The following is a 14166-nucleotide window of genomic DNA, read 5'->3' on the forward strand; positions in this document are numbered from 1 at the left end:
GACCGGCCGTTCCGCGCTTCCGGATCCTCAAGAAGCTTGTGCCGTAACCGACCTGACGGCCTGTCCGACGTTTCAAACTCTAGCCGATCCCCGCTTCACAAAGCGAATCCGACCGCAATCCATATAAACGCACACGACAAATAGACCCACCCCGCGCGAAAGCGCGAACCAGTTCGATCAGAAGGTGTTTCAGAGGATTGGCCACCCCGGGACCGTCCGCGCCGATGCGTGTCCGGTGCTCCCTGCCGAGCGACTAGAGAACACTACCCCCGCTGTCGTCCTGAGGCAAACCGCCAGCTCGGACCACCCGGGTGCAGGCGGTCCGGCCCTGCTTCACGTACACGCCGTTGGGGTCGTCGTTGCCGGTGATCCAGTCCCGGGCCGCCTGCGGGGTCCGGCCGCCGGCCACGTGACGCTGCATCAGCCGCTGGTCCCGGAGGCTGTCCTCCGCCTCGATGTACCAGAGCTCGTGCAGCAGGGCGCGGGCCGAGCTCCAGGGGGAATCGTCGTTGCCGAGGTAGTTCCCCTCGGTCACCACCAGGCGGGTGTGCGGCTGCACGACGTGGCGGCCGGCCACCGGCTCGTCCAGGCTGCGGTCGAAGCCGGGGGCGTAGACGTCGTTGAAGCGTTCCACAGTGACCCGGCGCAGCAGGGCGAGGTAGCCGAGCGAGTCGAAGCTCTCGGGTGAGCCCTTCCGGCTGCGCAGGCCGAGGCGGTCGAGCTGGGCGTTGGCCAGGTGGAAGCCGTCCAGTGGGAGGTAGGCGGCGGTGCCGGGGCCCTCGGTCCGGTTGATCTCGGTGACCAGGTACCGGGCGAGGGTGGTCTTGCCCGCGCCCGGCGGGCCGGTGAGGCCGAGGAGGGAGCGGCCCTTGTGGACCGTGCGCCCGTTCAGCAGGCGGGCGGCCAGTTCGACCAGCGCCGCCGGAGCGGTCGGCCCGGCCGGGACAGCGGAGGCGGAGGCGGAGGCGGTACGGGACGGGTCACTGGTGCGAGCCGCGCGGGCTTCCTCGTGCATGGGGCGCACCCTACTCAGCGAGTCCGCCGCTGAGAACCGGTACGTCATAGGTGAGCGTCCCGGCGTCGGCGTCGAGGGTGGCGGGCAGGCCGAGCGGCACGGTGACGGTGGAGGGGCAGTGGCCGAAGCCGAGTTCCCAGGCGACCGGGACGCCGAGCGGGGCGAGCCGGTCGTGGAGCACCTCGCGGACCCGGTCGAGCGGGCCGCAGTCCTCCCAGGAGCCGAGCGCGATCCCGGCGACGCCGTCGAGTGCGCCGGAGCGGAGCAGCTGGGTGACGATCCGGTCGAGCTGGTAGGGCTGCTCGCCGACGTCCTCCAATAGCAGGAGGGTGCCGGCGAAGGAGGGGCGAGCGGTGGCGGTTCCGCGTTCGGCGGCGAGCAGGCTGGCGCAGCCGCCGGCGGTGATGCCGTGCGCGGTGCCGGGGACGAGCGCACCGGCGGTGGTGCCGCCGACCACCAGCGTCTCGGCGGGGGTGAAGAGGGTCCGGCGCAGGTGTTCGGCGGTGGGGCGGTCGGCGATGAAGGTGGCGCCGGTGCCCATCGGACCGTAGAGGGTGGGGACGCCGAGGCGTTGGGCGACGGCCTCGTGCAGGACGGTGATGTCACTGAAGCCGACCAGGGCCTTCGGCGGGGCGCCCCGCAGGGCGTCCCAGTCGAGCAGGTCGATCATCCGCTGGACGCCGTAGCCGCCGCGGGCGCAGATGACGGCCGCGACGGTGGGGTCGAGCCAGGCGCGCTGGAAGTCGGCGGCCCGCCCGGCGTCGGTGCCGGCCAGGTAGCCGAGGTGGCGGTCGCCCAGGTGCTCGCCGGGGACGACCTCCAGCCCCCAGGAGCGGAGGATCTCCGTGCCCGCGGTGAGCTGCTCGGGATCGATGGCGCCGCTGGTGGCGACCAGCGCCACCCGGTCGCCCGGTACCAGTCGGCGGGCCCGGCGGTCGGTGGTCCAGGGCTGCTGAGAGGGCTGTTGAGGCATCGTCAGCACCTTTCCGGTTCAGGGGGTCGGCGGGCGTACGCGCCGTACGCCCGCCGACATGCCTACCTCATACCCATCGCGGCGCGAACCTCGGCCAGGGTGTCCTCGGCGATCGCGTTGGCCCGCTCGGCGCCGGCGTCCAGGACGGACCGCAGCAGCGCCCGGTCGGTGGCGAGTTCGGCCCGGCGGGCGCGGAGCGGGCGGAGGTACTCGTTGACCGCTTCGGTGACGTGGCGTTTGAGTGCGGCCGCGCCGCCGTCGCCGATCGCGGCGGCGACCTCGGCGGTTCGCGGCCCTGGCAGAGTGCGGCGAGCTGGACCAGGCCGGAGACGCCGGGCCGGTGCTCGGGGTCGTACGTGATGTGCCGGTCGGCGTCGGTGGTGGCGGTGCGGATCAGCCGGGCGGTCTCGTCCGCGCTCGCGCCGAGGGCGATCGCGTTGCCCCGGCTCTTGCTCATCTTGCCGCCGTCGGTGCCGGGGAGCAGGGGTGCCTCGGAGAGCAGGGCCTGCGGTTCGGGGAAGAGCTCGGTGCCGTACCGGTCGTTGAAGCGGCGGGCGATGGTGCGGGTGGTCTCCAGGTGCGGGAGCTGGTCGCGGCCGACCGGGACCAGGTTGGCCTTGCAGAACAGGATGTCGGCGGCCTGGTGGACGGGGTAGGTGAACATCAGCCCGCTGACAGCGGCCTGGCTGGAGTGGGCGATCTCGTCCTTGACGGTGGGGTTGCGGCCGAGTTCGGCGATGCTGACCAGGCTGAGGAAGGGGAGCAGCAGTTGGTTCAGCGCGGGGACGGAGCTGTGGGTGAAGATCGTGGTCCGCTCCGGGTCGACGCCGGCGGCCAGGTAGTCGAGGACCAGGTCCTCGGCGTGCTCGGCGGGGCGCTCGGCCCGGTCCCGGTCGGTGAGGGTCTGGTAGTCGGCCACCACCAGCAGGAGTTCGACGCCGATCCGCTGGAGTTCGACCCGGTTGTGCAGGGTGCCGAAGTAGTGGCCGAGGTGGAGCGGGCCGGTGGGGCGGTCGCCGGTCAGGACGCGGTACCGCTCGGGGTGCTGCTGGACGGTCTCGAACTGCATCAGGTGCTCCTCGGGGTCTGACGGTGTGTCGGACCGGTCCGCCGGGGAGCCCCGCGGGAACGCAACAGGGCCGTCCGGTCGGACGGCCCTGGAGTCGTGCATGGAGGGGTGGCCGCCCTAGGACGGCCACCAGTTCAGGCACGGCTGCTGCTTCATGGCTCCAGCGTAGCGAGCCGGACCGGGCGGCGGCAGGGCCTTTCGGGCCGGTTCAATACCTTTCAATCGATCGGATAGGTTTGCCTTACCTCATCCTGATTCGTACAAGGAGCAGCGCGTGGCCCCCACCTCCGCCGACCGGACCTCCTCCCGTCGCACCTTCCTCGCCGCCGGCCTGACCGGCGGTGCCGTGGTCGGACTCGGCGGGCTGCTCACCGCCTGCGGCAGCTCGGGGAGCGGATCCGGCGGCGGTGCGGCGGCGAGCCCGTCGGCCGGCGCGGGCGTGAACCAGAAGTCGGTCACCCAGGGCGGCGACGACTACGCCACGGTGGTCGAGAAGATGAAGGGCTTCGGCACCGACGCGGCCGCCGGGGTCTTCCCGCGCACCGTCCGGCACGCGATGGGCAGCGCCGTGATCCCGAAGAAGCCGGTCCGGGTGGTGGTGCTGGACACCGGCGAGCTGGACAACGTGGTGGCGCTCGGGATCCAGCCGGTCGGCGTCGCGTACACCGACGGTTCGAAGACCATGCCGGCGTACCTCAAGGCGCAGGCCGGCACCCCGGCCAGTGTCGGCACCATCTCCAGCCTCAACCTGGAGGCGATCGCCGCCCTCAAGCCCGACCTGATCCTGGGCAGCCAGCTGCGCGCGCAGGACCAGTACGCGGCGCTGTCGAAGATCGCCCCGACCGTGTTCTCGATCCGCCCGGGCTACCCGTGGAAGGAGAACTTCGCGCTGAACGCCACGCCGTTCGGCCTGGAGGCGGAGGCCGGGGCCCAGCTGGCGGCGTACCGGGCCGCGGCCAAGGAGATCGGCGCGAAGGTGAGCGCGAGCACCGGCGGCAAGCCGCCGGCCATCACGCCGCTGCGCTTCATGCCGGGCAAGATCCGGCTGTACGCCGAACTCTCCTTCATCGGCACCCTGCTGGCCGACATCCCGCTGCCGCAGCCGAAGATCGAGCAGGTCAAGGAGCTGGCGGTGGAGGTCAGCGCCGAGCAGATCGACAAGGCCGACGCCGACTGGGTCTTCTACGGCGTGTACGGCTCGCCGAGTTCGACCGGTCAGGACGCGGTGCTCGGCGGCGCGCTGTGGAAGACCCTGGGCGCGGTCAAGGCGGGTCAGGCCAGGCCGGTCGCGGACGAGACCTGGTTCCTCGGCCTCGGCGTGATGGCGGCCAACGCGGTGCTGAAGGACCTCCAGGGCTTCGTCGCCCCGTGAGGCCCGGGGGCCCGGTGGGGGTGACGGGCCGTCACCCCCACCGGGTGGGCCGGGGTCAGCGCGGCCGGTTGGGCACGTAGCCGAAGTGGACCGGCGTCACGGTGCCGCGCCCGGCCAGCCAGTCGTCCCGGACGCCGTCCAGCACCCGGGGCAGCTCCGGCGGCCAGAACGGGTCGGCCGCCGGGTCGGCCAGCTGCTCGGGCGTCCACCACCGCCAGTCCAGGATGTGGTCGGCCCGGTGCACCTCGCTGACGTCGCCGACCGGGCCGCGCCGGGGGCCCCGGGCGAGGTAGATGTGCTCGGACTGCCGGACCGGGATGCCGTGCCAGGTGAAGTCGTGCTCCCAGGTGCAGAGCAGCGGGCCCGGCCCGAGGTCCGTCCAGCCGGTCTCCTCCCACAGCTCCCGTCTGGCCCCGGTGGTCGGCGACTCGCCGTCCTCGATGCCGCCGCCCGGCATGTTCCAGTGGACACCGACCTCGCTGTTGTCGGAACGCAGCAGGAAGACCGCACCGCCGGGTTCCAGTACGGCGGTCCTGGCCGCCCGCCTCGGAGTTCGCATCGGGTCACCCTGGCAGAACCCCGTCGCGTCGGACCAGTGGAATTCCGGCGCCCAGGTTCTACCCTGAGCCCGTGATCATGCTGCCTGCCGACCCGTTGACCCCCGGCCGCCCCGACCCGCACTACCTCCGGGAGGCCCGCCGGGTGGAGGAGCTGGGCGGCGGCTGGGTGCTGCTCGACCACGACGCGCTGCTGGCCGGGGACGTCCGGGCGGCGGTGCGGCGGGTGCCCGCGGGCGGCGGGCCGCTCTGGTACCGGGGCTGGATGGTGCCGGTCCCGGCGTACGCGGCGCTGTCGGCGGCGCTCGCCGAGCGCGGGCGGCCGCTGCTGACCTCACCCGCCTCGTACGCGGACGCCCATGAACTGCCCGGCTGGTACCCGGTCTTCGAGGGCAGCACGCCGGAGAGCGTCTGGATGCCCGGCACCAAGGGGCCGACGCCGGAGCAGCTCGCCGAGGCGGCCCGGCAGTTGGGCGGGCGGGGGCCCGCGATCGTCAAGGACTACGTGAAGTCCCGCAAGCACGAGTGGGCCGAGGCCTGCTACGTGCCGGAGCTGGGCGATCCGGCCGGGCTGGCGCGGGTGGTGGAGCGCTTCGTGGAGCTGCAGGAGGAGTTCCTGACCGGGGGTGTGGTGCTGCGGCGGTTCGAGGAGTTCCGCCGGGACGGGGACGGGCGGGCGGTGGAGGCCCGGGTCTGGTGGCTGGACGGCGAGCCGGTCCTGGTCGGGCCGCACCCGGACGGCCCCGATGCGGTGGTGCGGCCGGAGCTCGACGGGGTGCGGCAGCTGGTCCGGGGGCTGGGCTGTCGCTTCGTCACCACCGATCTGGCCCAGGCGGCCGGGGACGGCGCCTGGCGGGTGGTCGAGGTCGGGGACGGCCAGGTCAGCGACCTGCCGCGGGGCGCCGACCTCGGTCGGCTGCTGTCGGCGCTGCTCGCGGTCAGCGCCGGCTGAGGGCCGACGCTCCGACCGCGCCGACCCGCTGGGCCGGGATGAACACCGCCGGTGCCGGCCGGCGGCGGGCGACCAGGACCAGCGGGACCGCGACCGCGGCCAGCAGCCCGCCGAGGGTCAGGCCCATCCCGGGGAACCCGGCCACCGCCGACAGCGCCGTACCGGCCACCGGACCGCAGGCCACGCCGAGCGAGGAGGCCGAACCGGCCAGCACCGCCCAGCGGCCGCCCCGGTCCAGCGCGGCGGCCAGGCCGATCAGGTAGGTGAGCACCAGCGGGTAGCAGGTGTTCCAGAGCACCTCGCCGAGTGCGAACGGGGCGACCGACTCGGCGCTGCCGGTCAGCAGCACGCAGAGCGCGATCACCGCCGTGCCGACGCCGATCGGCAGCGCCCGGCCGAGCCGGGCGCCGACCGCGCCGGCCAGCGTCACCCCGAGCAGTCCGCCGACCAGTGCCAGCGCGAAGACCAGGCCCATCGCCTGCTCGGAGAGCCCGACCCGGGTCAGGCCGATCTGTCCGCTGACGCCCCACAGGGCGTTCTGCGCCATCGACCAGAGCATCATCGCGCCGGCCAGGACGCAGCCGGCGAGCCGCCGGGGCAGCGGCGTCCTGGTCCCGGTCCGGGGCCGGGCCGGTGCCCGGTCGAGGGTCAGCCGACCCGCCGTCAGCAGCGCCGTCGCCGCCCAGCAGGCCAGGGCCGCGAACGGCAGCGGGTGCCCGTCGCCGAGCCGGGGCAGCAGCAGGAAGAGCGCGGCGGCCACGCAGGAGGTGGCCAGCAACCCGAACGCGGAGCTGCGCTGCGGATCCGCCGAGGCGGCTACCGCGACCGCCGCCACCGCCGTCGCGGTGCCCGCGCCGACGCCGGTCAGCAGGCAACCGGCCAGCAGTTGCGGGAGCCCGGTGGCACCGGCCGCGAGCGCACCGCCGGCCACCAGCAGCCCGAGCCCGGCCCTGGCCAGCCGGACCGGCCCGAGGTCCCGGACCCGGCCGGCCAGCAGCAGGCCGGTCCCGGCGGAGGCGAGCAGCAGGGCACTGCCGACCGCTCCGGCCTGAGGGGTGGTCAGGCCGAAGCCGGTGACCAGCCGGCCGACCACGGTCGGCAGCAGGTAGGCGGGCAGGTACCCGGCGGAGAACAGCGTCACCAGGGCGGTGGTGGCAAGGCGCGCAGAGCTGCGCCCCGTCCGCGAAGACATGGGCATGGCCTCTCGACCAGGGTGGACCGGGGAGTCGCTTCCGGACTCCGGGCCGGTCGCCCGGTCTGTCTATCAGGAGCACCCCGGGTGACGTCCCGTCAGAATCGCTTCGCAATCGCCGAGCTGCACAGTTGCGTCCCGCCCGAGATCGCTCCGTGATCGAACGGTCTGCTCCGGGGTGCGCGGAAACCCGAGGGAACCTCTGCCGGGCGGTGCGACTCCTGACCGGACGACCGCAGTCGGAAAAGGGAGTCCTCATGGCCGTCAGCAACCGTCCGATGCCGCAGCTGGAAGGGGCCGAGCACCGGTGGGTGAGCGTGCGCGGCACCCGCCTGCACCTGGCCGAGTTCGGCTGCGGCGAGCCCGTGCTGCTGCTGCACGGCTTCCCGCAGCACTGGTACGCCTGGCGGCGGCTGGTCCCGCTGCTGGCCGCCGACCACCGGTTGATCTGCGTGGACCTGCGCGGCTTCGGCTGGTCCGAGCAGACCCGGCGCGGTTACGACACCGACTCGCTCGGCGCGGACGTGCTGGCGCTGCTGGACGCGCTCGGCCTGGACCGGGTGACGCTGGTCGGGCACAGCTGGGGCGCCGGGGTGGGCTTCCGGATCTGCCAGCGGGCACCGGAGCGGTTCCGCGCCTTCCTGGCGCTGAACATGGCGCACCCCTGGACGCCGCACCGCCAGGTGCTGCCCAACCTGTGGCGGATGTGGTTCACCACCTTCGTCGAGTACCCGGTGGTCGGGCGGCTGGTGCTGCGGCACTGGCCGGCCTTCACCCGCTACCTGCTCCGCCGGGGCGTGGCCGACCGCAGCGGCTGGTCGGCGGCGGAGCTGGCCGAGTTCACCGAGGCGACCCGGGTCTCGGCCCGGGCCGGGCAGTCGCTGTTCTGGCAGTACGTGCTGCGCGACATCCCGGCGGGCGTCCGGGGGACGCACCGGCGGCACCGGCTGGCCGTGCCCACGGTGGTGCTGGGCGGCGAGCACGACCCGGTGATCCCGCCGGCCCTGCTGGGCGGCGAGCCGAACGCCGACGACCTGACCGTGTCGGTGCTGTCCGGGGTCGGCGGCCACCTGCACGAGGAGTGCCCGGCCCAGGTGGCCGGGGCGCTCCGGGAGCTGATCGCCAGGACCGGCTGAGGGGGCGTCAGCGCAGCGCGGCCCGGCGCTCCACCGCGCGGAAGAAGGCCCGGGCCCGGCGCTCGCCGAGCAGCCGCCGGTACCCGCGCTGCACCGGCCCGAGCAGGGCCGGCCGGACGGCACCGCAGACCGCGAGCCGGGTCCCGGTGCCGTCCGGCACCGCCGCCATGCCCATCGTCACCAGCCGGGACTGCATCAGGCACCACCCCGGCGCGAGCCGGACCTCGAACGGCCCCCGGACGCCCAGGGCGTCCACGGCCGTGGCCCGCTTGCGCTCGCTGTCCCCCGCCGGGACCCGGAACTCCCGGACGAAGGGGATCAGGTGCGGCAGCTCCCGCTCCAGGTCGGCGACCACCGCCCAGACCAGGTCGAACGGCAGGTCGAGCCGCCGCTCGGCGTACACCGGGGCGCGCAGCCCCGCCGCGACCACCCGCAGCCGCGCGATCGGGTCAGGTCCGTTCACCGGGTCCACGCCTTCCGGAACGAGGAGCGGGCCCTGCTCAGCCGCGACTTCACGGTGCCCTCGGGGATGTCGAGCAGCTCGGCCATGGTCCGCTCGTCCAGGCCCTCCAGGTCGCGCAGGACCAGCACGGTGCGGTGCCGGACCGGGAGCCGGGCCAGCAGGTCCCGTACCTCCGTGGTCAGTTCGGTCCCGGCTCCGGCCGCTTCCGCCGCGGCGGGCAGCAGGTCGCGCAGCCGGGTGATCTGCTCGGGGTCGGCCGGGGTCTCGCCGGCCGTCCGCCGGGCCACCCGGACCGCCTCCCGGACGGTGACCGCCCGGACCCAGCCGTAGAAGGCCAGCGGATCGCGCAGGCCGCGCAGGCCGCGGAACACGGCGAGCAGCGACTCCTGCACCGCGTCGGCGGTGTCCGCCGGGGCGATCGGCGCGCAGAGCCGGGTGACGTACGGGGTCACCAGTCCGAGCAGGTCGTCCATGGCCAGGGCGTCGCCGCGCTGCGCCGCCCGTACCAGCGGCGCGGCCACGTCCCAGGGCCGTGCGTCGTCGTCCATCGCCCGGAACGCTACCGCTGACCGTCCGTCAGCCTTCGGTCGGTCCCGGGTCCGCCTGGACCGGGGCGGGCGGGCGGCGGCGGCCGGGCAGCCGCATGGTGAGCAGCCTGGCGCGCGGGGCGAGCCGCTTGGCCATCGCGAACAGGGACTCGGTCCGGCTCCGGTCCGCGTCGAGCACGGTGAAGAGGTTGACCCCGAGGTAGAAGGTGATCGCCGCGTTGGCCAGATCCCTGGGCGGGGTGAGCCGGGCCAGCGGGGTGCCGCCGATCACCCGCTCCAGCGTGGACTCCATGAACTGGAGCCACGGCTCGGCCCGTTCGGCGACCGGGGCGCGCAGCTCCGGTCGGGCGACGGCGGCGGTGACCAGCTCGGAGAACATCGTGATGTGGCCGCCGTCGAGGTCGTCGCGGTAGATCTGCTCGGCGGCGGCGGCCAGCTCCTCCAGCGTGCGGACGTCCGCCACGGTCTCCGCGTGCTTGGCCATCCGCACCGCGGAGACCCGATCGAAGGCGGTCAGCAGCAGCGGGTCGACCCCGCCGAAGTGGTAGAAGACCAGGGCCGAGTTGACCCCCGCCTCCTTCGCGATCACCCGGGCGCTGGAGCCCGCGTACCCGTGCGTGGTCAGCACCCTCGTCGCGGCCTCGATCAGCCGCTCCTTGGTCTGGACTCCGCTGTCCGTCGTCGTCGCCATGCTCTTGCCCCCGGTCCCTAGGTTCGTTCATCATACGGTTTAATCGAGTGATTAAACCGAGCGGTTAAGGGGCGGGACATGACTGAGCATCAGGACAGAAGCGACATTCCGGACAGTGCGAGCTATGCCGAACCGGCCGCAGCCGCCCGGTCCTCGGCCCGGCGCAAGCTGGTGGCCGTCCTGGTGGCGCTCTTCCTGGCGATGCTCGGCTACAAGGTGCTGCACGCGGGCGGGCTGGAGCAGACCGCGCTGTTCTACGTCGGCCTGCCGGCCGTGATCGCCATCACCGTGGCCGCGGGAGCCCGGCCGACCAGCGCCACCGGCACCGCGCTGGCCTCCGTCACCATCGGGCTGGCGCTGGCCGGACCGCTGCTCAACGAAGGCATCATCTGCCTGCTGATCGCGGCACCGCTGTTCTACCTGGTGGCGGCCTGCATCGGTGGAGCCGTCGACCGCGGCCGCCGCCGCGGCCCCGACGGCCGGCAGCGCCTGAACGCCGTCGCGCTCGCCCCGCTGCTCGGCCTGGCCGTGCTGACCGGTGTCAACGGCACGACCACCCCCGACAGCACCGTCTCGGTGACCCGGACGCTGTCCGTGACGCCGGATCAGTTCGAGGCCGCGCTGGCCGCCCCGCCCGTCTTCGGCACCCCCCGTCCGGTCTTCCTCAAGGTCCCCTTCCCGAGGCCGCAGCAGGTCACCGGCAGCGGCCTCGCGGTCGGCGACGGACGGCTGATCGCCTTCAACCCGCGCAAGTCGCTGGGCATCGGCGCCACCCCCACCCAGCGCTCCATGACGCTGCGGGTCGCCGAGCACGAGCAGGGCCGGGTGCTGTTCCGGATCGAGCAGGACTCCACCACCGCCCGCTGGCTGAACTTCAAGACCTCCCAGGTCAGCTGGACGCCCACCGCCGACGGCGGCACCCGGGTCACCTGGCAGCTCGGCTACGAGCGGACCTACAACCCGGGCTGGTACTTCGGGCCGATCCAGAGCTACGGCATGGAGCAGGCCGCCAACTACCTCGCCGACACCTTCACGCCATGACCCTTCCCGCCGGGTCCACCGCCGCCGACGCGGTCGTCGCCACCGGTCCGGCCCTGATCCGGGCGGCCTGCCTCTTCGTCCCGCTGCTCGCGGTGGTCGCGGCGGCGGCCGTCCGGCGGCCGACCAGGGCCGGCATCGCGGCCGCCATCGTCGGCGGGGCCTGGCAGCTCGCCCTGCTGCCCGGGGTCAACCTGCTGGCCGAGCGGGCCGGTTGGTGGAGCTTCGGGGCCGACGGCGGCACCGTCGCCGGCCTGCCCGTCGACCTGCTGCTCGGCTGGGTGCTGCTCTGGGGCGTACTGCCCCCGCTCGCCGCCGACCGGCTGCCGTGGCCGCTCACCGCCGCCCTGCTCGGCTGGCTCGACCTCGCCGCGATGCCGCTGCTCAGCCCCGTGGTCCGACTCGGCGAGCACTGGCTGTACGGCGAGTCGGTGGCGATCGCGCTCTGCCTGCTGCCCGGACTGCTGCTGGCCCGCTGGACCGCCCGCGGCGAACGGCTGCGACTGCGGGCCGGCGCCCAGGTCCTGCTGGCCGGCCTGCTGATGATCGTCCTGCCCCTGGCGGCCGCCGGCGCCAGGCTCCCGCACGGCACCGTCCTCAGCACCGGCGTCCAGGTGCTGGCCGTCCCCGCGCTGCTCGGGATCGCCGCCGTCCGCGAGTTCGTGGTGCGCGGCGGCGGCACCCCGCTGCCGTACGACCCGCCGCACCGGCTGGTGACCAGCGGCCCGTACGCGTATGTCCGCAACCCGATCCAACTCTCGCTGGTGCTCTGCCACTTGGTGCTGGCCGCGTTCACCGGCAACGCCTGGATGCTCGCCGCCGCCGGCGTCTGCGTGGCGTACAGCGCCGGGCTGGCCAGCTGGCACGAGGGCGCCGAACTGGACCGGCGGTACGGCCCCGGCTGGAGCGAGTACACCGCCGGGGTGCGGCCCTGGCTCCCCCGGCTGCGCCCGTGGGCCGGCACCGCGCCCGCCAGCATCCACGTCGCCCGGACCTGTGGCGTGTGCAGCGGCGTGGGCCGCTGGATCATCGCCCGCTCGCCCGTCGCCCTCACCGTCCGCGCGGCCGAGGACCACCCGGCCGGACTCAGCCGGATCACCTACGAGTCCGCCGACGGCCGCGACCGGGCCGAGGGCGTGGCCGCACTCGGCCGGGCGCTGCAGCACTTCCACCTCGGCTGGGCCCTGCTCGGCTGGACCCTGCTGATCCCCGGCCTGGCCGCCCTGGCCCAGCTGATCGCCGACGCCACCGCGGGCGGTCCGCGCGAACTCCGGACGCCGGCCGGGCGGGGGTGACGGCGGGCGGGGCTGGCGGCGCGTCACTCCGGCCCCCCGGGGCCGCTGTCCGGATCTGACAGAAGGGCGTCATTGCGGATGCCCGGGCCGCCGACCACGATGGGTGCATGTCCAGTTCCCGCCGAATCGTCATCGCGGTCTTCCCGGACGTCGACCTGCTCGACGTGACCGGTCCGGCCGAGGTGTTCGCGCTGGCCAACCGGGAGACCGGCGGCCGCGCGGGCTACCTGGTCCAACTGGCGGGTCCGTCCTCCGGCGTGGTCACCACCTCGGCCGGGGTGCGGCTGATCGCCGACCTCTCCTTCGACTCCTTCACCGGGCCCGACGGCGGCGGCGTGCTGGACACCGTGCTGGTCCCCGGCGCGGTGGACCTGCACCCGGACGGCCCGGTCGCCCGGATCGACCAGGACGTGGTGGCCTGGGTGAAGACCGTCGCGCCCCAGGCCCGACGGGTGGCATCGGTCTGCGTGGGTGCCCACCTGCTGGCCGCCGCCGGGCTGCTGGACGGGAAGCGGGCCACCACCCACTGGTCGACCGCCGCCCAACTGGCCGCCGACCACCCGGCGGTGACGGTCGACCCGGACCCGATCTTCGTCCGGTCCGGCAAGGTCTGGACCGGGGCCGGCATCAGCGCCTGCATGGACCTGGCGCTGGCCCTGGTGGCCGAGGACCTCGGCGAACAGGTCGCGCTGGCCGTGGCCCGGCAACTGGTGATGTACCTCAAGCGCCAGGGCGGGCAGAGCCAGTTCTCGGTACCGCTGAGCCGCCCCGCCGCCTCCCGGCGGGACATCGAGGAACTGCGGACGTACATCGCGGAGCACCTCGACCACGACCTCTCCGCGGCGGCGCTGGCCGGGCGGATGTCGCTGAGCGCACGCCACTTCGCCCGGGTCTTCCGGCAGGAGACCGGCACCGGCCCGGCCGCCTACGTCGAGGCCGCCCGGGTGGAGGCGGCCCGCCGACTGCTGGAGGGCACCGACCTGCCGTTGGAGCAGGTCGCCGCCGGCAGCGGGTTCGGTTCGGTGGAGACCCTGCACCGGGCGCTGCGCAAGCAGCTCGACACCACCCCGGCGGCCTACCGGCGCCGCTTCCGCACCACCACCAGCTGAAACACCCTCACCCCATCGCGCAGGTCGGGCGGCTTCGCCATGCCCTCATGCCCGCCTGCCCTCACTGAACAGGAAACCTGTGATGACTGCTTCGACCACCGCTCCGACCGCTGCTTCGGCCACCCTGCGCCAGGTGAGCGGCCTGGACGACCGGCTCCCCCGGTTCGCCGACACCGCCCTCGTCCTGATCGACTTCCAGCACACCTACACCACCGGCGTGATGGCGCTGGAGGGCGCGCAGGAGGCGCTCGCGGCCGGTGCCCGCCTGTTGGCGGCCGCCCGCGCCGCCGGTGTCCCGGTGATCCACATCGTGAACGACGGCGGTGCGGGCACCCCCTACGACATCAGCGCGGAGATCGGCGCCATCTGCGCCGAGGTCGCCCCGATCGACGGGGAGCCGGTCGTGGTCAAGCGCGTGCCCAACGGCTTCCACGACACCAAGCTGGAGCAGACCCTGCGCGAGCTGGGGGCGGGGACGGAGCTGGTGCTGGCCGGTTTCATGACCCACATGTGCGTCACCTTCACCGCCGAGGGCGCCTTCTACCGGGGCTACCGGCCCACCGTCGTCGCCGAGGCCACCGCCACCCGCTCGCTGCCCGGCCCGGACGGCGCCGTGCTGCCCGCCGCGGCCCTGCAGACCGCCGCGCTGACCACCATCGCCGACCTGTTCGGCACGGTCGTCGCCACGGTGGACGAGCTGACCGCCTGACGCTCCGCCGTGGGTCGGGCCCGACCCTGGTGAGCCCGACCCACGGT

General features: G+C 74.1%; 14 protein-coding genes and 1 pseudogene. 7 read left to right on the forward strand and 8 right to left on the reverse strand.

Going from position 1 to position 14166, the window contains the following annotated elements:
- Nucleotides 1–253: 253 nt before the first annotated feature.
- The 3 genes and pseudogenes from ABT118_RS25900 to trpS form a co-directional block, all read right to left on the reverse strand.
- Nucleotides 254–1015: a nucleoside/nucleotide kinase family protein gene (locus tag ABT118_RS25900; RefSeq protein ID WP_350673468.1), complete on the reverse strand. Its 762-nt coding sequence runs from the start codon at nt 1013–1015 to the stop codon at nt 254–256.
- A 10-nt stretch (nt 1016–1025) separates the two neighbouring features.
- Nucleotides 1026–1988: a S66 peptidase family protein gene (locus ABT118_RS25905; protein ID WP_350673471.1), complete on the reverse strand. Its 963-nt coding sequence runs from the start codon at nt 1986–1988 to the stop codon at nt 1026–1028.
- Nucleotides 1989–2050: 62 nt separating this feature from the next.
- Nucleotides 2051–3057: pseudogene (trpS, locus tag ABT118_RS25910) on the reverse strand (tryptophan--tRNA ligase).
- A gap of 274 nt (nt 3058–3331) precedes the next feature.
- Here trpS and ABT118_RS25915 point away from each other — a divergent pair.
- Nucleotides 3332–4429: an ABC transporter substrate-binding protein gene (locus ABT118_RS25915; protein WP_350673475.1), complete on the forward strand. Its 1098-nt coding sequence runs from the start codon at nt 3332–3334 to the stop codon at nt 4427–4429.
- Between the two features lie 55 nt (nt 4430–4484).
- On the opposite strand, the gene ABT118_RS25920 is transcribed toward ABT118_RS25915, so the two are convergent.
- Entirely contained in the window at nt 4485–4988 is a 504-nt protein-coding gene (locus tag ABT118_RS25920) for an NUDIX hydrolase (RefSeq protein WP_350673480.1), read from the reverse strand.
- A 77-nt stretch (nt 4989–5065) separates the two neighbouring features.
- Here ABT118_RS25920 and ABT118_RS25925 point away from each other — a divergent pair, with 77 nt between their 5' ends.
- Nucleotides 5066–5938: an ATP-grasp domain-containing protein gene (locus ABT118_RS25925; protein WP_350673893.1), complete on the forward strand. Its 873-nt coding sequence runs from the start codon at nt 5066–5068 to the stop codon at nt 5936–5938.
- Here ABT118_RS25925 and ABT118_RS25930 read toward each other — a convergent pair.
- Entirely contained in the window at nt 5925–7130 is a 1206-nt protein-coding gene (locus ABT118_RS25930; RefSeq protein WP_350673483.1) for an MFS transporter, read from the reverse strand. The two genes, ABT118_RS25925 and ABT118_RS25930, sit on opposite strands and share 14 nt — an antisense overlap.
- A gap of 257 nt (nt 7131–7387) precedes the next feature.
- Between ABT118_RS25930 and ABT118_RS25935 the strand changes: the two genes are divergently transcribed.
- Nucleotides 7388–8266 carry an alpha/beta fold hydrolase gene (locus ABT118_RS25935; RefSeq protein WP_350673489.1) on the forward strand — a complete coding sequence of 293 codons (879 nt, stop codon included), beginning with the start codon at nt 7388–7390 and terminating at the stop codon, nt 8264–8266.
- A gap of 7 nt (nt 8267–8273) precedes the next feature.
- Here ABT118_RS25935 and ABT118_RS25940 read toward each other — a convergent pair whose 3' ends face one another.
- From ABT118_RS25940 to ABT118_RS25950, 3 genes are read right to left on the reverse strand one after another with little or no spacing between them, the layout of a single operon-like run.
- Nucleotides 8274–8729, reverse strand: coding sequence for a hypothetical protein (locus tag ABT118_RS25940; protein WP_350673494.1), 456 nt, complete (start codon nt 8727–8729; stop codon nt 8274–8276).
- On the reverse strand, nt 8726–9277 hold the full coding sequence (locus tag ABT118_RS25945; protein WP_350673498.1) for an RNA polymerase sigma factor: 552 nt from the start codon (nt 9275–9277) through the stop codon (nt 8726–8728). The genes ABT118_RS25940 and ABT118_RS25945 overlap by 4 nt, the downstream gene beginning before the upstream one ends.
- 28 nt (nt 9278–9305) lie before the next feature.
- On the reverse strand, nt 9306–9968 hold the full coding sequence (locus ABT118_RS25950) for a TetR/AcrR family transcriptional regulator (RefSeq protein WP_350673500.1): 663 nt from the start codon (nt 9966–9968) through the stop codon (nt 9306–9308).
- A 78-nt stretch (nt 9969–10046) separates the two neighbouring features.
- Between ABT118_RS25950 and ABT118_RS25955 the strand changes: the two genes are divergently transcribed.
- From ABT118_RS25955 to ABT118_RS25970, 4 genes are all read left to right on the forward strand, one after another.
- Nucleotides 10047–11009: a hypothetical protein gene (locus tag ABT118_RS25955; protein WP_350673503.1), complete on the forward strand. Its 963-nt coding sequence runs from the start codon at nt 10047–10049 to the stop codon at nt 11007–11009.
- Nucleotides 11006–12301, forward strand: coding sequence for a methyltransferase family protein (locus ABT118_RS25960; protein ID WP_350673505.1), 1296 nt, complete (start codon nt 11006–11008; stop codon nt 12299–12301). The genes ABT118_RS25955 and ABT118_RS25960 overlap by 4 nt, the downstream gene beginning before the upstream one ends.
- Nucleotides 12302–12408: 107 nt before the next feature.
- Nucleotides 12409–13410 carry a GlxA family transcriptional regulator gene (locus tag ABT118_RS25965; RefSeq protein ID WP_350673509.1) on the forward strand — a complete coding sequence of 334 codons (1002 nt, stop codon included), beginning with the start codon at nt 12409–12411 and terminating at the stop codon, nt 13408–13410.
- 82 nt (nt 13411–13492) lie between these two features.
- Entirely contained in the window at nt 13493–14119 is a 627-nt protein-coding gene (locus ABT118_RS25970) for an isochorismatase family protein (protein WP_350673512.1), read from the forward strand.
- The last annotated feature ends 47 nt before the right edge of the window (nt 14120–14166 follow it).

Origin of the sequence: Kitasatospora sp. NPDC002040 (assembly GCF_040296785.1) — a bacterium.
Lineage (GTDB): Bacteria > Actinomycetota > Actinomycetes > Streptomycetales > Streptomycetaceae > Kitasatospora.

Coding starts and splice junctions, on each gene's coding strand:
- ABT118_RS25900 (WP_350673468.1), bottom strand. CDS start 1,015: ATGCACGAGGAAGCCCGCGCGGCTCGCACCAGTGACCCGTCCCGTACC.
- ABT118_RS25905 (WP_350673471.1), bottom strand. CDS start 1,988: ATGCCTCAACAGCCCTCTCAGCAGCCCTGGACCACCGACCGCCGGGCC.
- ABT118_RS25920 (WP_350673480.1), bottom strand. CDS start 4,988: ATGCGAACTCCGAGGCGGGCGGCCAGGACCGCCGTACTGGAACCCGGC.
- ABT118_RS25925 (WP_350673893.1), top strand. CDS start 5,066: ATGCTGCCTGCCGACCCGTTGACCCCCGGCCGCCCCGACCCGCACTAC.
- ABT118_RS25930 (WP_350673483.1), bottom strand. CDS start 7,130: ATGTCTTCGCGGACGGGGCGCAGCTCTGCGCGCCTTGCCACCACCGCC.
- ABT118_RS25935 (WP_350673489.1), top strand. CDS start 7,388: ATGGCCGTCAGCAACCGTCCGATGCCGCAGCTGGAAGGGGCCGAGCAC.
- ABT118_RS25945 (WP_350673498.1), bottom strand. CDS start 9,277: ATGGACGACGACGCACGGCCCTGGGACGTGGCCGCGCCGCTGGTACGG.
- ABT118_RS25950 (WP_350673500.1), bottom strand. CDS start 9,968: ATGGCGACGACGACGGACAGCGGAGTCCAGACCAAGGAGCGGCTGATC.
- ABT118_RS25955 (WP_350673503.1), top strand. CDS start 10,047: ATGACTGAGCATCAGGACAGAAGCGACATTCCGGACAGTGCGAGCTAT.
- ABT118_RS25960 (WP_350673505.1), top strand. CDS start 11,006: ATGACCCTTCCCGCCGGGTCCACCGCCGCCGACGCGGTCGTCGCCACC.
- ABT118_RS25965 (WP_350673509.1), top strand. CDS start 12,409: ATGTCCAGTTCCCGCCGAATCGTCATCGCGGTCTTCCCGGACGTCGAC.
- ABT118_RS25970 (WP_350673512.1), top strand. CDS start 13,493: ATGACTGCTTCGACCACCGCTCCGACCGCTGCTTCGGCCACCCTGCGC.